The following is a 15,178-nucleotide window of genomic DNA, read 5'->3' on the forward strand; positions in this document are numbered from 1 at the left end:
CTATGACGACCTCGGCTCTTGACCGCTCCGACACCGACGACGTGGAGCGGGACGGGCCCGCCACCGGCGCGGTGGGCGGCAGCCGTGCCTTCGGGCTGCTGCTCGTCATCACCGGTGCTCTCGGGCTGCTGGCCGCCTGGGTCATCACGATCGACAAGAACAAGATCCTGGAAGCCAAGGCGGTCGGGAAGTCCTTTACCCCCGGGTGCAGCCTCAACCCGATCGTCTCCTGCGGCAGCGTCATGGAGAGCGACCAGGCCCACGTCTTCGGGTTCCCCAACCCGATGCTCGGCCTGGTCTGCTACGGCGCGATCATCGCGATCGGCCTGGCGCTGCTCTCCGGCGCCCGCCTCCCGCGCTGGTACTGGCTGGGCATGCAGGCCGGCACCCTGTTCGGCGTCGGCTTCTGCACCTGGCTGCAGTACCAGTCGCTGTACGTCATCGGCTCGCTGTGCCTGTGGTGCTGCCTCGCCTGGGTCGCCACCATCGTGATGTTCTGCTACGTCACCGTGCAGAACATCCGGCACCGCTTCATCCCGCTGCCGGACGCGGTCCGGAGCGTGGTGCTGGAGTTCCACTGGGTGGTGCCGGTGCTGTGGATCGGCGTCATCGGGCTGGCGATCCTGACCAACTGGTGGTCGTTCTGGACCGGCCAGTCCTGAGCCCGCTTCTGTGACCTGCTGTGACGCCGCCGGACGATGACCGTCCGGCGGCGTTGTCAGTGGGGTGGCATAGGGTTTCGAGCGTGGAACCCGACCTGTTCACCGCCGCAGAAGAGGACCGCCGGGAGAAAGACCCGTCGAGCAGTCCCCTGGCCGTCCGCATGCGCCCCCGCACCCTCGACGAGGTCGTGGGGCAGGGCCATCTGCTGAAGCCGGGATCGCCGCTGCGCCGGCTGGTCGGCGAGGCCGGCGGCGGGCCGGCCGGGCCCTCGTCGGTGATCCTCTGGGGGCCGCCCGGCATCGGCAAGACGACCCTCGCCTACGTCGTCAGCCAGGCGACCGACAAGCGCTTCGTCGAGCTGTCCGCGATCACCGCCGGCGTCAAGGAGGTCCGGGCCGTCATCGACGGCGCCCGCCGGGCCTCCGGCGGCTACGGCAAGGGGACCGTCCTCTTCCTCGACGAGATCCACCGCTTCAGCAAGGCCCAGCAGGACTCCCTGCTGCCCGCCGTGGAGAACCGCTGGGTCACCCTCATCGCCGCCACCACCGAGAACCCCTACTTCTCGATCATCTCCCCGCTCCTCTCCCGCTCCCTGCTGCTGACCCTCCAGGCGCTCACCGACGACGACCTGCGCGGGCTGCTGCGCCGCGCGGTCGCCGACGAGCGCGGCCTCGCCGGCGCGGTGACGCTCCCCGAGGACGCGGAGGCGCACCTGCTGCGGATCGCCGGCGGTGACGCGCGGCGGGCGCTCACCGCCTTGGAGGCGGCGGCGGGGGCGGCGCTCGGCAAGGGCGAGGGCGAGATCACCCTGGAGACGCTGGAGGAGACCGTCGACCGGGCCGCGGTGAAGTACGACCGCGACGGCGACCAGCACTACGACGTCGCGAGCGCGCTGATCAAGTCCATCCGTGGGTCGGATGTGGACGCCACTCTCCATTACCTGGCGCGGATGATCGAGGCGGGGGAGGACCCGCGGTTCATCGCGCGGCGGCTGATGATCTCCGCCAGCGAGGACATCGGGCTCGCGGATCCCTCCGCTCTGCAGACGGCGGTCGCCGGGGCGCAGGCCGTCGCCATGATCGGTTTCCCCGAGGCGCGGATCACTCTCTCGCAGGTCGCCATCGCGCTGGCCCTGGCGCCCAAGTCGAACGCGGCCTATCTCGCCATCGACGCGGCGCTCGCCGATGTCCGGGGCGGGCTGGCCGGGCCGGTGCCCGCGCATCTGCGGGACGGGCATTACAAGGGGGCGGCGAAGCTGGGGCACGGAGAGGGGTATCAGTACCCCCACGACCTGCCGGGTGGCATCGCGGCTCAGCAGTATGCGCCCGACGCGGTGCACGGCAAGCAGTATTACTCGCCTACTCGGCATGGGGCGGAGTCGCGGTACGCGGACGTGGTGGAGCGGGTGCGGGAGCGTTTGCGGGGGGAGTGAGCCCCGGACCCTCCCCCAAAGGGGGCACCCCCACTTCGCCGATTCCTGGGGGCAAGCCCCCAGACCCCCTTTTCGCGGCTTCGCCGCTCGTCCTCAAACGCCGGACGGGCTGATATCGCCCGGCCGGGGTGCGGGGGCGTAGCCCCTGCAAGAAACGGTGAATGGGGGTCCCCCCTCTGGGGGAGGGACAGGGGCACCCCCACCCCCTCATTCCTCCGCCGCGTCGAACAGCCGGTGCATCTCCCGCCGCAGCCCCGCCACGTTCCGCACCGGTTCCGGGAACTCGAACCGCGCGTCGAACGAGCGGTCGGCCGGCGAACCGGAACCCTCGCGGGTGAAGCGCACCCGGAACCCGAAGCGGTCCAGCGCCAGCGGTACCGCCGCACCCGACCCCGCCCGCCGCTCGTCCAGCAGCCCCCACAGGGAGCGCACCTGATCCCCGTGCCCCGCGTGCAGATGCTGCAGCAGCTCCGCCTCGTACTCCACCAGCGGATCGGGCGTGGCGCCCGCGAAGTCCTCCGGGGTGACGGTCTCGATTCCCCAGAGGTCGTCCACGGAGATGTCGCCGAGTTCGAGGCGCAGCATCATGCGGCCGGGTTCCGCGACGCCGGGGACGCAGGTGAGCCAGCCCGAGAGCCAGGCGCGGCCGCGGATACGGTTGGGGACGGAGACCGGTGCGACGTCGGTGAGCTCCAGGACGGCCGCGAGGTCGTCGTCCTCGGCGTGGGTGGCCGCGCGGACGAGGGGGGAGTCGGCCGGGTGGACGAGGTACACGTCGCCGTCGGGGCCGACGGTGCGGACCTCGGGGGAGAGCGGGCCGGGGCGGGTGGCGGCGGCCCCGGGAACGAGCAGTACCGCCGAGCATGTACTCTGTACGAGAGTTCGTGTGCGCTCGGCTGCTGACGGCATCCGGGCGGTTTCAAGTCCGCTGGGACGCGGCTGACCACGATCTGATCGGACCTCCGTCGTACCGGCGCCATCAGTTGCGCCGGCCTTCTTCGTGCTGTCCGTGACGTGACTGGTGTTCCCCGGGCGAGACATGCGATCTCCTTGAGTAAGGTGAGCCTAACCTAACCTATTTCGGAGGTCTGGAGAACGTGCCTAACCAGTCGCGTCCCAAGGTCAAGAAGTCTCGTGCGCTCGGCATCGCCCTGACGCCGAAGGCCGTCAAGTACTTCGAGGCCCGTCCCTACCCGCCGGGCGAGCACGGCCGCGGCCGCAAGCAGAACTCGGACTACAAGGTCCGTCTGCTCGAGAAGCAGCGTCTGCGCGCGCAGTACGACATCAGCGAGCGCCAGATGGCGCGCGCCTACGACCGTGCCAAGAAGGCCGAGGGCAAGACCGGCGAGGCGCTGGTCATCGAGCTCGAGCGTCGTCTGGACGCCCTGGTCCTGCGTGCCGGCATCGCCCGCACCATCTACCAGGCCCGCCAGATGGTCGTCCACGGCCACATCGAGGTCAACGGCAAGAAGGTCGACAAGCCGTCCTTCCGCGTCCGTCCCGACGACGTCGTGATGGTCCGCGAGCGCAGCCGCGCCAAGCACCCCTTCCAGGTCGCCCGCGAGGGTGGCTACGCGGGTGAGGGCGAGACCCCGCGCTACCTGCAGGTCAACCTGCAGGCCCTGGCCTTCCGCCTGGACCGCGACCCGAACCGCAAGGAAATCCCGGTCATCTGCGACGAGCAGCTCGTCGTCGAGTACTACGCCCGCTGATCCGGCCGTAGGACCCGTAAGACCTGTAGGACTCTCCTGCACGCCCGGCCCGCCGTACCTCCGCCCCTGTGGCGGCGGGCGGCGGGCCGCCGCGTTTTCCGGCCCCGGCGAGGCCCCCGCGGACCCGCGGTCGCCGGGCCGAAACGGAGTACGGGCCGCCTCCCACGGCGCGATAAGGTCGGTACCCGACGTTTCTATGTGTGACCAGCGACGACAGCAGGGAGCGGTGCAGTGTCCGGTGGAGAGGTGGCCGGCATCCTCGTGGCCGTCTTCTGGGCGATCCTGGTGTCCTTCATCGCCCTCGTCCTGGTACGGCTCGCGCAGACGCTGAAGGCGGCCACCAAACTGGTCGCCGACGTCACCGAGCAGGCCGTGCCGCTGCTGGCCGACGCCTCGGCGACCGTCCGGTCCGCCCACACCCAGCTCGCCCGCGTCGACTCGATCGCCGCGGACGTCCAGGAGGTCACGGCCAACGCCTCCGCGCTGTCCTCCACCGTCTCCTCCGCCTTCGGCGGACCGCTGGTGAAGGTCGCCGCCTTCGGCTACGGGGTGCGGCGCGCCATCGGGCGCAAGGGCGCCCCCGCCGAACCCGAGCGCGCCGTGTTCACCGGCCGGAGCGTCGGGAAGAAGCTGCCGTCCGCCCGGCGCGGCGGCCGTCGTACCCGTGGGAAGGGCTGATCCGGAAATGTTCCGCCGTGCTTTTTGGTTCACCACCGGGGTGGCCGCCGGAGTGTGGGCCACCACCAAGGTGAACCGCACCCTGGACAAGCTCACCCCCGAGAGCCTCGCGCTCCAGGCGGCCGACCGCGCCGTGCTCGCGGGCCGCCGCGTCAAGCACTTCGCCCTCGACGTGCGCGACGGCATGGCGCACCGCGAGGCGGCACTCAAGGACGCGCTCGGCCTCACCGCCGGACCCGAGCCGGAGGAGGCGCGGGCGCTGCCCGCCGGACGCCCGCACCTCGTCGTCGTCGAACCCACCCACCCCCACCACTCGCTGACCCGGAAAGAGGACCACTGATGGAGTCCGCTGAAATCCGCCGCCGCTGGCTGCGCTTCTTCGAAGAGCGTGGGCACACCGTCGTGCCGTCGGCGTCGCTCATCGCGGACGACCCGACGCTGCTCCTCGTGCCCGCGGGCATGGTGCCCTTCAAGCCCTACTTCCTGGGTGAGGTCAAGCCGCCCTTCGCCCGTGCCACCAGCGTGCAGAAGTGCGTCCGCACGCCGGACATCGAGGAGGTCGGCAAGACCACCCGGCACGGCACGTTCTTCCAGATGTGCGGCAACTTCTCCTTCGGCGACTACTTCAAGGAAGGCGCCATCAAGTACGCCTGGGAGCTGCTGACGGCTTCCGTGGCGGACGGCGGCTTCGGCCTGGAGCCCGAGAAGCTCTGGATCACCGTCTACGAGGAGGACGACGAGGCGGAGCGCATCTGGCGCGACGTCGTCGGCGTGCCCGCCGAGCGGATCCAGCGGCTGGGCAAGGGCCCCAACTTCTGGTCCATGGGCGTCCCCGGACCCTGCGGTCCCTGCTCCGAGATCAACTACGACCGCGGCCCCGAGTTCGGCGTCGAGGGCGGCCCGGCCGTCAACGACGAGCGGTACGTGGAGATCTGGAACCTGGTCTTCATGCAGTACGAGCGGGGTGCCGGCGACGGCAAGGAGGACTTCCCGATCCTCGGCGACCTCCCCGCCCAGAACATCGACACCGGCCTCGGTCTCGAGCGCCTCGCGATGATCCTGCAGGGCGTCCGGAACATGTACGAGACCGACACCCTGCGCGTCGTCATCGACAAGGCCACCGAGCTCACCGGCGTCGCCTACGGCAAGGCCGACGGCTCCGACGTCTCGCTGCGCGTGGTCGCCGACCACATGCGCACCTCCGTGATGCTCATCGGCGACGGCGTCACCCCCGGCAACGAGGGCCGCGGCTACGTCCTGCGCCGCATCATGCGCCGCGCCATCCGCAACATGCGGATGCTGGGCGCCACCGGCCCGGTCGTCGCCGACCTGCTCGACGTGATCATCAACACGATGGGGCAGCAGTACCCGGAGCTCATCGAGGACCGCAAGCGCATCGAGACGGTCGCGCTCGCCGAGGAGGCCGCCTTCCTCAAGGCCCTCAAGGGCGGCACCAACATCCTCGACACCGCCGTGACCGAGACCAAGGCCGCAGGCGGCACGGTCCTCTCCGGCGACAAGGCGTTCCTGCTCCACGACACCTGGGGCTTCCCGATCGACCTCACCCTGGAGATGGCCGCCGAGCAGGGCCTCTCCGTGGACGAGGACGGCTTCCGCCGCCTGATGAAGGAGCAGCGGGAGCGCGCCAAGGCCGACGCCAAGGCCAAGAAGACCGGTCACGCCGACCTGTCCGCCTACCGCGAGGTCGCCGACACCGCCGGCGCCACCGACTTCACCGGCTACACCCTCACCGAGAACGAGGCCACCGTCGTCGGCCTGCTCGTCGACGGCGTGCCGTCGCCGGCCGCCTCCGAGGGCGACGAGGTCGAGATCGTCCTCGACCGTACGCCGTTCTACGCCGAGGGCGGCGGCCAGCTTGCCGACCAGGGGCGTATCAAGCTCGACAACGGTGCCGTGGTCGAGGTCCGCGACGTGCAGAAGCCCGTCCCGGGGGTCAACGTCCACAAGGGCGTCGTCCAGGTCGGCGAGGTGACGGTCGGCGCCTCGGCGTACGCCGTCATCGACGTCAAGCGCCGGCGGGCCATCGCCCGCGCCCACAGCGCCACCCACCTCACCCACCAGGCGCTGCGCGACGCGCTCGGCCCGACGGCCGCCCAGGCCGGTTCGGAGAACTCGCCGGGCCGCTTCCGCTTCGACTTCGGCTCCCCGACCGCCGTGCCCGGCACCGTCCTCACCGACGTCGAGCAGCGGATCAACGAGGTCCTCTCCCATGAACTCGACGTCCACGCCGAGGTCATGAGCCTGGAGGAGGCCAAGAAGTCCGGCGCCATCGCCGAGTTCGGCGAGAAGTACGGCGAGCGGGTACGCGTCGTGACCATCGGCGACTTCTCCAAGGAGCTGTGCGGCGGTACGCATGTCGCCAACACCGCCCAGCTCGGCTTGGTGAAGCTGCTCGGCGAGTCCTCGATCGGCTCCGGCGTGCGCCGTGTCGAGGCCCTGGTCGGCGCCGACGCGTACGACTTCCTGGCCAGGGAGCACACGGTCGTCGCCCAGCTCACCGAGCTGGTCAAGGGTCGTCCCGAGGAGCTCCCGGAGAAGATCTCGGGCATGCTCGCCAAGCTCCGGGAGGCCGAGAAGGAGATCGAGCGCTACCGCGCCGAGAAGGTCCTCCAGGCCGCCGCCGGGCTGGCCCAGGGCGCCAAGGACGTCCACGGTGTCGCCCTGGTCACCGGTGCGGTGCCGGACGGCACCGGCGCCGACGACCTGCGCAAGCTGGTCCTCGACGTCCGCGGCCGGATCACCGGCGGCCGCCCGGCCGTCGTCGCGCTGTTCACCGTGGCCAACGGCCGCCCGCTGACCGTCATCGCCACCAACGAGGCCGCCCGCGAGCGCGGTCTCAAGGCCGGCGACCTGGTCCGCACGGCCGCCAAGACGCTGGGCGGCGGCGGTGGCGGCAAGCCGGACGTCGCCCAGGGCGGCGGCCAGAACCCGGAGGCCGTGGCCGACGCCATCGCCGCCGTGGAGCGCCTCGTGGCGGAGGCGGCCTGACCGTGCGACGTGGCAGACGCATCGCCGTCGACGTCGGGGACGCCCGGATCGGGGTCGCCTCGTGCGACCCCGACGGGATCCTCGCCACACCGGTCGAGACCGTCCCCGGACGTGACATCCCGCAGGCCCACAAGCGGCTCGCGGCGATCGTCGCGGAGTACGAGCCCATCGAGGTCGTCGTCGGCCTGCCCCGCTCCCTCAAGGGGGGAGAGGGGCCGGCCGCGGCCAAGGTGCGCACGTTCGCCAAGGAGATGGCCCGGCGCGTCGCGCCGGTGCCCGTCCGGCTGGTGGACGAGCGGATGACCACGGTCACCGCGGCCCAGGGGCTGCGCGCGTCCGGGGTCAACAGCAAGAAGGGCCGGTCCGTCGTGGACCAGGCGGCAGCCGTGATCATCCTGCAGAACGCACTGGAGACCGAACGGACGTCGGGGCGCCCTCCGGGCGAACCCGTCGAAGTGGTCATCTGATCGCGATACGGTAACCTTCCGCGCGACATGGCAGCTAGTTCGAACGCCATCCCTACAGGACCAGACGATCGGACCCGCGCCCTCCCAGGCGCCCGGCTGCCGCTGTGCGGCTCTAGGGGATAGATGACTGAGTACGGCCGGGGTTCCGGCTCCCAACCGTGGAATCCCGGCGACCCCCACCACGGGGACCCGGGGTACGAGGGTCAGCAGCATCCGCCGGAGCGACAGCAGCCGCACTACGGTCAGCAGCAGTACCCGGACCAGCAGTTTCCCGAACAGCAGCAGTACGGCTGGGAGCAGCCGGGGCAGGGCGGTGGGGGCCACTACGGTGACCCCCACTCGCAGGCCGGGCAGCAGAACCACGGCTCGTACGGCCAGGCGGGCGGCGGTTACGCCGGCGGTTCCGACGGCGCGGGCGCCTACTACGGGACGGGGGGCGGTTACCCGGGCCAGGACGGGCAGTCCTACGACACCGGGCAGCACCCCCACGTACAGCAGCAGACGTACGACACCGGTCAGCACCCGCAGCCGGGCGGTCATCAGGGATACGACACCGGGCAGCACCACCAGCCGTCCTACGACACGGGTCAGCACCCGCATCAGGCGTATGACACCGGGCAGCACCCTCAGCAGACGTACGACACGGGTCAGCACCCGCGGCAGTCCTACGACACGGGTCAGCACCCGCATCCGTCGTACGACACCGGGCAGCACCCGCAGCAGGCGTACGACACCGGGCAGCACCCGCGGCCGGGCGAGCAGCGGGTGCCGCGGCAGGCGCCCGCCAAGGAGCCGCACGAGGAGTGGTCGGAGGAGCCTTCCGGCGAGCACTCCCCGCTCTCCGAGTCCGCCGCCGCCCCGGCCCCCCGGTCGTCGCCGGCCATAGACCTGCTGCCGGGCGGCGTCACGGACGCCGACGAGGACGACGAGAACGCCGACGACGGGCCGCGGCGCGGCCGGCGCGGTGGAGCGGGCGGCAAGGGCAAGAAGCAGCCCAAGCGCCGCAGCGGCACGGCCTGCCTGGTCGTCGCGGTGGTGCTGGTCGGTGCCGTGGGCGGCCTCGGCTACCTCGGCTACGACTACTGGGAGACCAACTACGGCCCCGCCCCCGACTACGACGGCGAGGGCACCGGCTCCGTCCAGGTGGAGATCCCCAAGGGCGCCGGCCTCACCCAGATGGGTGACCTTCTTCAGAAGAGCGGCGTGGTCAAGAGCGCCCGGGCGTTCACCGAGGCGGCGGGCACCAAGCTCATCCAGCCCGGTACGTACACCCTGCACAAGGAGATGTCGGCCGAGTCCGCCGTCACGATGATGACGGACACCAAGAACCTGCTGACCATCCGCGAGGGCATCCGGGCCGCCGAGGTCTACACCTCCATCGACAAGAAGCTGGAGCTCAAGCCGGGCACCACCAAGGAGGTCGCCAAGGCGCAGGCGAAGAACCTCGGGCTGCCCGACTGGGCGAACGGCGACCCGGACGTCAAGGACCCGCTGGAGGGCTTCCTCTTCCCCTCGCAGTACAACGCGGGCAAGGGCACGAAGCCGGAGGAGATCCTCCGGCAGATGGTCAAGCGCGCGCGGGCCAACTACGAGCAGCAGGACCTCGAGGGCAAGGCCAAGGAGCTGGGCCTGAAGTCCCCGCTCCAGGTGATCACCGTGGCCAGCCTCGTCCAGGTCGAGGGCAAGTACAAGCACGACTTCGACAAGATCGCGCGGGTCGTCTACAACCGGCTCAAGCCGGACAACAAGGAGACGTACGGCCTCCTGGACTTCGACTCCACGGTCAACTACGCCAAGAGCCAGTCCACCCTGGACACCGGCTCCGTCAACGACCTGCGCAAGTTCAAGGACCCGTACAACACCTACAGCATCAAGGGGCTGCCGCCCGGGCCCATCAGCAACCCCGGCATGGACGCCCTGAAGTCGGCGCTCGAACCCGCGTCCGGCCCCTGGTACTACTTCGTGTCGATCAACGAGGACAAGACGCTGTTCGCGGTGACCAACGCGGAGCACAACAGGAACCGGGAGCAGTACCGGCAGGAACACGGGAAGACCGGCCGATGACCCCACGCCACCGCGCGGCCGTGCTCGGCTCGCCCATCGCCCACTCGCTCTCCCCGGTCCTGCACCGGGCGGCCTACGCCGAGCTGGGCCTGGGGGAGTGGACGTACGACCGGTTCGAGATCGACGAGGCCGCGCTCCCCGGCTTCGTGGCCGGGCTCGGCCCCGAGTGGGCCGGGCTCTCACTGACCATGCCGCTCAAACGCGCGATCATCCCGCTGCTGGACGAGGTCAGCGCCACCGCACGGTCCGTCGAGGCCGTCAACACGGTGGTGTTCACCGCGGACGGACGGCGGGTCGGCGACAACACCGACATCCCCGGCCTGGTCGCCGCCCTGCGGGAACGCGGCGTGGAGAAGGCCGCCTCGGCGGCCGTGCTGGGGGCCGGGGCCACCGCCTCCTCGGCGCTCGCCGCGCTCGCCGCGATGGGGACCGGCGAGGTCACCGCGTACGTCCGCAGCGCCGAGCGCGCCGCCGAGATGCGGCAGTGGGGCGAGCGCCTCGGGGTGCCCGTCCGCACGGCCGACTGGTCGCGCGCCGCCGAGGCGTTCGAGGCCCCGCTGGTCGTCGCGACCACCCCGGCGGGGGCCACGGACGCGCTCGCGGCCGCCGCCCCCGGCCGGCCCGGCACCCTCTTCGACGTGCTCTACGAGCCTTGGCCGACCCCGTTGGCGGCGGCCTGGGCCGCGCGCGGCGGGACCGTCCTGGGCGGCCTCGACCTCCTCGTCCACCAGGCGGTCCTCCAGGTCGAGCGGATGACGGGCGTCGCGCCGGCACCGCTCGCGGCCATGCGGGCCGCCGGGGAAGCGGCCCTCGCCGCGCGCTGACCGTCCCGGGAACGGGCGGAAAACGTCCGGCACCCGGACCGGCGCCGGGATACCGTCCCGGCCATGGGAGGATCGGGGGCGGCGGGCCGTACCACCGGTCGGTCGCGCCGCCGCACGATCCGAGGCGCGAGCAAGAGGAGTTCCGTTGAGCAGGTTGCGCTGGCTGACGGCCGGGGAGTCGCATGGTCCGGCCCTGGTGGCGACGCTGGAGGGGCTGCCCGCGGGCGTCCCGGTCACCACGGAGATGGTGGCGGACCACCTGGCCCGGCGGCGCCTCGGCTATGGACGCGGCGCGCGCATGAAGTTCGAACGGGACGAGGTCACCTTCCTCGGCGGCGTACGCCACGGGCTCTCCCTCGGCTCCCCGGTCGCCGTCATGGTCGGCAACACCGAGTGGCCCAAGTGGGAGCAGGTGATGGCGGCCGACCCGGTGGACCCGGAGGAGCTCGCCTCGCTCGCCCGCAACGCCCCGCTGACCCGGCCGCGCCCCGGCCACGCGGACCTCGCCGGCATGCAGAAGTACGGCTTCGACGAGGCCCGGCCGATCCTGGAGCGCGCCTCCGCCCGGGAGACCGCCGCCCGTGTCGCCCTCGGCGCCGTCGCCCGCTCCTTCCTCAAGGAGGCGGCCGGCATCGAGATCGTCTCGCACGTCGTCGAACTGGCCGCAGCCAAGGCCCCGTACGGGGTGTACCCGAAGCCGTCGGACGTGGAGCGGCTGGACGCCGACCCGGTGCGCTGCCTCGACGCCGACGCGAGCGCGGCGATGATCGCCGAGATCGACCAGGCGCACAAGGACGGCGACACCCTCGGCGGCGTCGTCGAGGTCCTCGCCTACGGTGTGCCCGTCGGCCTCGGCTCGCACGTGCACTGGGACCGCCGGCTGGACGCCCGGCTGGCCGCCGCCCTCATGGGCATCCAGGCGATCAAGGGCGTCGAGCTGGGCGACGGCTTCGACCTGGCGCGGGTGCCGGGGTCGAAGGCGCACGACGAGATCGTCGCGACCGATGAGGGCGTCCGTCGCGCCACGGGCCGCTCCGGCGGCACCGAGGGCGGCCTGACCACCGGCGAACTCCTGCGCGTCCGCGCCGCGATGAAGCCCATCGCGACCGTGCCCCGCGCGCTCGCCACCATCGACGTCACCACCGGCGAGGCCGCCAAGGCCCACCACCAGCGCTCCGACGTGTGCGCCGTCCCGGCGGCCGGCATCGTCGCCGAGGCGATGGTGGCGCTCGTGCTGGCGGACGCGGTGGTGGAGAAGTTCGGTGGTGACAGCGTCACCGAGACCCGCCGCAACGTGCGGGGCTACCTCGACAACCTGGCGATCAAGTGACCGGGACCAGTCGGCCGGCCGTCGTCCTGGTCGGCCCGCCCGGAGCCGGGAAGTCGACCATCGGCGCACTGCTCGCCGAGCGGCTCGGCACCGGCTTCCGGGACACCGACGCCGACATCGAGCGCACCGCGGGCAAGCCCATCCCGGAGATCTTCCTGGACGAGGGCGAGCCGCACTTCCGCGAGCTGGAGCGGCAGGCCGTGCGCACCGCCGTGGCGGAGCACCCCGGGGTGCTCTCGCTCGGCGGCGGCGCCGTCATGGACCCGGACACCCGGGAGCTGCTCAAGGGGCTGCCCGTCGTCTTCCTGGACGTCGAACTCGCCGACGCCGTACGGCGCGTGGGGCTGGACGCCCCGCGTCCGCTGCTGGCCGTCAACCCGCGCAAGCGGTGGCGGGAGCTGATGGAGGCTCGCCGCCCGCTCTACACCGAGGTCGCGCGGGCCGTCGTCGCGACCGGAGGCCGGAGCCCGGCCGAGGTCACCGACGCGGTGCTCGACAGCCTGCGGCCGCCCGGAGCCCCCACCCACGACACCTCGCAGTGAGGAACGCATGACCGACGCACCCACCCGTATCCAGGTCGCCGGCACCGCCGGCACCGCGCCGTACGAGGTCCTCATCGGCCATCGGCTGCTGGGCGAACTGCCCGCGCTCATCGGGACCGGTGCCCGGCGCGTGGCCGTGCTGCACCCGGAGGCGCTGGCCGAGACCGGTGAGGTCCTCCGCGCCGACCTGGCCGACCAGGGCCACGAGGCCATCGCCATCCAGGTCCCGAACGCCGAGGAGGCCAAGACCGCCGAGGTCGCCGCCTACTGCTGGAAGGCGCTCGGGCAGTCCGGCTTCACCCGCACCGACGTCATCGTCGGCGTCGGCGGCGGCGCCACCACCGACCTCGCCGGTTTCGTCGCCGCCACCTGGCTGCGCGGCGTCCGCTGGATCGCGGTGCCCACCACCGTGCTGGCCATGGTCGACGCCGCCGTCGGCGGCAAGACCGGCATCAACACGGCCGAGGGCAAGAACCTCGTCGGCGCCTTCCACCCGCCGGCCGGAGTCCTCTGTGACCTGTCCGCGCTGGAGTCGCTGCCGGTGCACGACTACGTCAGCGGGCTCGCCGAGGTCATCAAGGCCGGCTTCATCGCCGACCCCACGATCCTCGACCTCATCGAGAGCGATCCCCAGGCCGCCCGCACCCCGTCCGGCCCGCACACCGCCGAGCTGATCGAGCGCGCGATCCGGGTCAAGGCCGACGTCGTCTCCCAGGACCTCAAGGAGTCCGGCCTCCGCGAGATCCTCAACTACGGCCACACCCTCGCCCACGCCATCGAGAAGAACGAGCGGTACAACTGGCGGCACGGCGCGGCCGTCGCGGTCGGCATGGTCTTCGCCGCCGAGCTCGGCCGGATCGCCGGCCGGCTGGACGACGCGACGGCCGACCGGCACCGCGCGGTGCTCGAATCCGTGGGGCTCCCGGTCACCTACCGGGGCGACCAGTGGCCCAAGCTGCTGGAGACCATGAAGGTCGACAAGAAGACGCGGGGCGACCGGCTGCGCTTCATCGTGCTCGACGGGCTGGCGAAGCCGGTGGTGCTGGAGGCTCCCGATCCGGCGATGCTGCTGGCCGCACACGCTGAGATCGCGGCGTGAGCGGCGTGAGCGGCGCTCAGCGGGTCCTCGTGCTCAACGGGCCGAACCTCGGGCGGCTCGGCTCCCGTGAGCCCGACGTCTACGGGTCCACCTCCTACGCCGGGCTCGTGGAGGAGTGCACCAAGCTCGGTGCCGAGCTCGGCTTCGACGTCGCCGTCCGCGAGACCAACGACGAGGGCGAGCTGGTCCGCTGGCTGCACGAGGCGGCGGACGGGCGCGTGCCCGTCGTCATCAACCCCGGCGCGTTCACGCACTACTCGTACGCCATGCGGGACGCTGCCTCTCAGCGGACCGCTCCGCTGATCGAGGTGCACATCTCCAATCCGCACGCGCGGGAGGAGTTTCGGCACACATCCGTGATTTCGGCTGTCGCGTCCGGGACGATCGCCGGGTTCGGCATCGGGTCGTACCGGCTGGCGTTGCGGGCGCTCGCGGAGGAACTCCGGGGCTGAGCGGAGCGTCTGGGTTGAGGGGGTAGGGTGCCCCGGTCCCTCCCTTTCACCGTTTCTTGCGGGGGCAAGCCCCCGCACCCCCGAAACCGCGCTCCGCGCGGTTGTCCTCAAACGCCGGACGGGCTGATATTCAGCCCGTCCGGCGTTTGAGGACGAGCGGCGGAGCCGCGAATTAGGGGGTCTGGGGCGCAGCCCCCAGGAATCGGCGAAGGGGCGGGACCGGGGCACCACCCCCGACCACACGACCCACCGCACGAGACGGAGTGCCACCGGATGCAGTACCCAGTGGGACAGCCGCTACCGCCCACCCACCCTCCGATGCCCTTGGACCCCGCCACCGCCCCCGTCGCGGTCCTGCTGATCGGTCCGGCCGGAGCGGGGAAGACCACGGCGGCGCGGCACTGGGCCGACACCCGCCGGGCGCCCACGGCGCACATCAGCCTGGACGACGTCCGGGAGTGGGTGCGGGCCGGTTTCGCCGACCCGCAGGCCGGGTGGAACGAGCGGTCCGAGGCGCAGTACCGGCTGGCCCGCCGCACCTGCGGCTTCGCCGCACGGAACTTCCTCGCCAACGGCATCTCCTGCATCCTCGACGACGCGGTCTTCCCCGACCGGCCCGCCGTCGGCCTGGGCGGCTGGAAGCGGCATGTAGGGCCGGGCCTGCTGCCCGTGGTCCTGCTGCCGGGGCTCGACGTCGTCCTGGAGCGGAACGCCGAGCGCCGGGGGAACCGGCGCCTGGGGGACGAGGAGGTGGCGCGCATCCACGGCCGGATGGCCGGCTGGTACGGCTCCGGGCTGCCGATCATCGACAACTCGCAGCAGGACGTCGCCGCCACCGCCCGGCTCATCGACGAGGCCGTCGCCCGCTCTCTCGTCGCCCCGCCCGCCTGGTAGGCGCGGCGGCCC

15 protein-coding genes are annotated in these 15,178 nt (G+C 71.9%); 14 read left to right on the forward strand and 1 reads right to left on the reverse strand.

Annotated elements, in window-relative coordinates; translation table 11 throughout:
- Positions 1-2: 2 nt before the first annotated feature.
- Positions 3-662, forward strand: a complete 660-nt coding sequence (locus ACZ6X9_RS17880; protein ID WP_469778935.1) for a vitamin K epoxide reductase family protein — start codon at positions 3-5, stop codon at positions 660-662.
- Positions 663-745: 83 nt separating this feature from the next.
- Positions 746-2,095: a replication-associated recombination protein A gene (locus ACZ6X9_RS17885; RefSeq protein WP_469778936.1), complete on the forward strand. Its 1,350-nt coding sequence runs from the start codon at positions 746-748 to the stop codon at positions 2,093-2,095.
- A gap of 207 nt (positions 2,096-2,302) precedes the next feature.
- On the opposite strand, the gene ACZ6X9_RS17890 is transcribed toward ACZ6X9_RS17885, so the two are convergent.
- A complete protein-coding gene (locus ACZ6X9_RS17890) occupies positions 2,303-3,004 on the reverse strand; it encodes a DUF2470 domain-containing protein (RefSeq protein ID WP_469778937.1) in 702 nt (233 codons plus the stop codon).
- A 188-nt stretch (positions 3,005-3,192) separates the two neighbouring features.
- On the opposite strand from ACZ6X9_RS17890, the gene rpsD reads away from it, so the two are divergent.
- The 12 genes from rpsD (at position 3,193) to ACZ6X9_RS17950 (ending at position 15,166) form a co-directional block, all read left to right on the forward strand.
- Positions 3,193-3,807: a 30S ribosomal protein S4 gene (rpsD, locus tag ACZ6X9_RS17895; RefSeq protein WP_004942368.1), complete on the forward strand. Its 615-nt coding sequence runs from the start codon at positions 3,193-3,195 to the stop codon at positions 3,805-3,807.
- Between the two features lie 231 nt (positions 3,808-4,038).
- A complete protein-coding gene (locus ACZ6X9_RS17900) occupies positions 4,039-4,485 on the forward strand; it encodes a DUF948 domain-containing protein (protein ID WP_469778938.1) in 447 nt (148 codons plus the stop codon).
- A gap of 7 nt (positions 4,486-4,492) precedes the next feature.
- Positions 4,493-4,825, forward strand: a complete 333-nt coding sequence (locus ACZ6X9_RS17905; RefSeq protein WP_185946177.1) for a DUF6167 family protein — start codon at positions 4,493-4,495, stop codon at positions 4,823-4,825.
- A complete protein-coding gene (alaS, locus tag ACZ6X9_RS17910; RefSeq protein ID WP_469778939.1) occupies positions 4,825-7,494 on the forward strand; it encodes an alanine--tRNA ligase in 2,670 nt (889 codons plus the stop codon). Before ACZ6X9_RS17905 ends, alaS begins: the two co-directional genes overlap by 1 nt.
- Before the next feature lie 2 nt (positions 7,495-7,496).
- Positions 7,497-7,961 carry a Holliday junction resolvase RuvX gene (gene ruvX, locus ACZ6X9_RS17915; protein WP_436780554.1) on the forward strand — a complete coding sequence of 155 codons (465 nt, stop codon included), beginning with the start codon at positions 7,497-7,499 and terminating at the stop codon, positions 7,959-7,961.
- 123 nt (positions 7,962-8,084) lie between these two features.
- Entirely contained in the window at positions 8,085-10,025 is a 1,941-nt protein-coding gene (gene mltG, locus ACZ6X9_RS17920; protein WP_469778940.1) for an endolytic transglycosylase MltG, read from the forward strand.
- Positions 10,022-10,849, forward strand: coding sequence for a shikimate dehydrogenase (locus ACZ6X9_RS17925; RefSeq protein ID WP_469778941.1), 828 nt, complete (start codon positions 10,022-10,024; stop codon positions 10,847-10,849). The genes mltG and ACZ6X9_RS17925 overlap by 4 nt, the downstream gene beginning before the upstream one ends.
- A gap of 145 nt (positions 10,850-10,994) precedes the next feature.
- A complete protein-coding gene (gene aroC / locus ACZ6X9_RS17930; RefSeq protein ID WP_469778942.1) occupies positions 10,995-12,179 on the forward strand; it encodes a chorismate synthase in 1,185 nt (394 codons plus the stop codon).
- Positions 12,176-12,721, forward strand: a complete 546-nt coding sequence (locus ACZ6X9_RS17935; protein ID WP_469778943.1) for a shikimate kinase — start codon at positions 12,176-12,178, stop codon at positions 12,719-12,721. Before aroC ends, ACZ6X9_RS17935 begins: the two co-directional genes overlap by 4 nt.
- A 7-nt stretch (positions 12,722-12,728) precedes the next feature.
- A complete protein-coding gene (gene aroB / locus ACZ6X9_RS17940) occupies positions 12,729-13,820 on the forward strand; it encodes a 3-dehydroquinate synthase (RefSeq protein WP_469778944.1) in 1,092 nt (363 codons plus the stop codon).
- A gap of 5 nt (positions 13,821-13,825) precedes the next feature.
- Complete coding sequence (aroQ, locus tag ACZ6X9_RS17945; RefSeq protein ID WP_469779182.1) at positions 13,826-14,272, forward strand: type II 3-dehydroquinate dehydratase; 447 nt, start codon at positions 13,826-13,828, stop codon at positions 14,270-14,272.
- A gap of 171 nt (positions 14,273-14,443) precedes the next feature.
- Positions 14,444-15,166: an AAA family ATPase gene (locus ACZ6X9_RS17950; RefSeq protein ID WP_469779183.1), complete on the forward strand. Its 723-nt coding sequence runs from the start codon at positions 14,444-14,446 to the stop codon at positions 15,164-15,166.
- Positions 15,167-15,178: the final 12 nt, after the last annotated feature.

This window comes from Streptomyces sp. NPDC052910 (genome assembly GCF_055585605.1).

What these genes read in the sequence shown, in the direction of transcription:
- ACZ6X9_RS17880 (WP_469778935.1), top strand. Translation starts at nt 3, where the DNA reads ATGACGACCTCGGCTCTTGACCGCTCCGACACCGACGACGTGGAGCGG.
- ACZ6X9_RS17890 (WP_469778937.1), bottom strand. Translation starts at nt 3,004, where the DNA reads ATGCCGTCAGCAGCCGAGCGCACACGAACTCTCGTACAGAGTACATGC.
- ACZ6X9_RS17905 (WP_185946177.1), top strand. Translation starts at nt 4,493, where the DNA reads ATGTTCCGCCGTGCTTTTTGGTTCACCACCGGGGTGGCCGCCGGAGTG.
- alaS (WP_469778939.1), top strand. Translation starts at nt 4,825, where the DNA reads ATGGAGTCCGCTGAAATCCGCCGCCGCTGGCTGCGCTTCTTCGAAGAG.
- mltG (WP_469778940.1), top strand. Translation starts at nt 8,085, where the DNA reads ATGACTGAGTACGGCCGGGGTTCCGGCTCCCAACCGTGGAATCCCGGC.
- ACZ6X9_RS17925 (WP_469778941.1), top strand. Translation starts at nt 10,022, where the DNA reads ATGACCCCACGCCACCGCGCGGCCGTGCTCGGCTCGCCCATCGCCCAC.
- aroB (WP_469778944.1), top strand. Translation starts at nt 12,729, where the DNA reads ATGACCGACGCACCCACCCGTATCCAGGTCGCCGGCACCGCCGGCACC.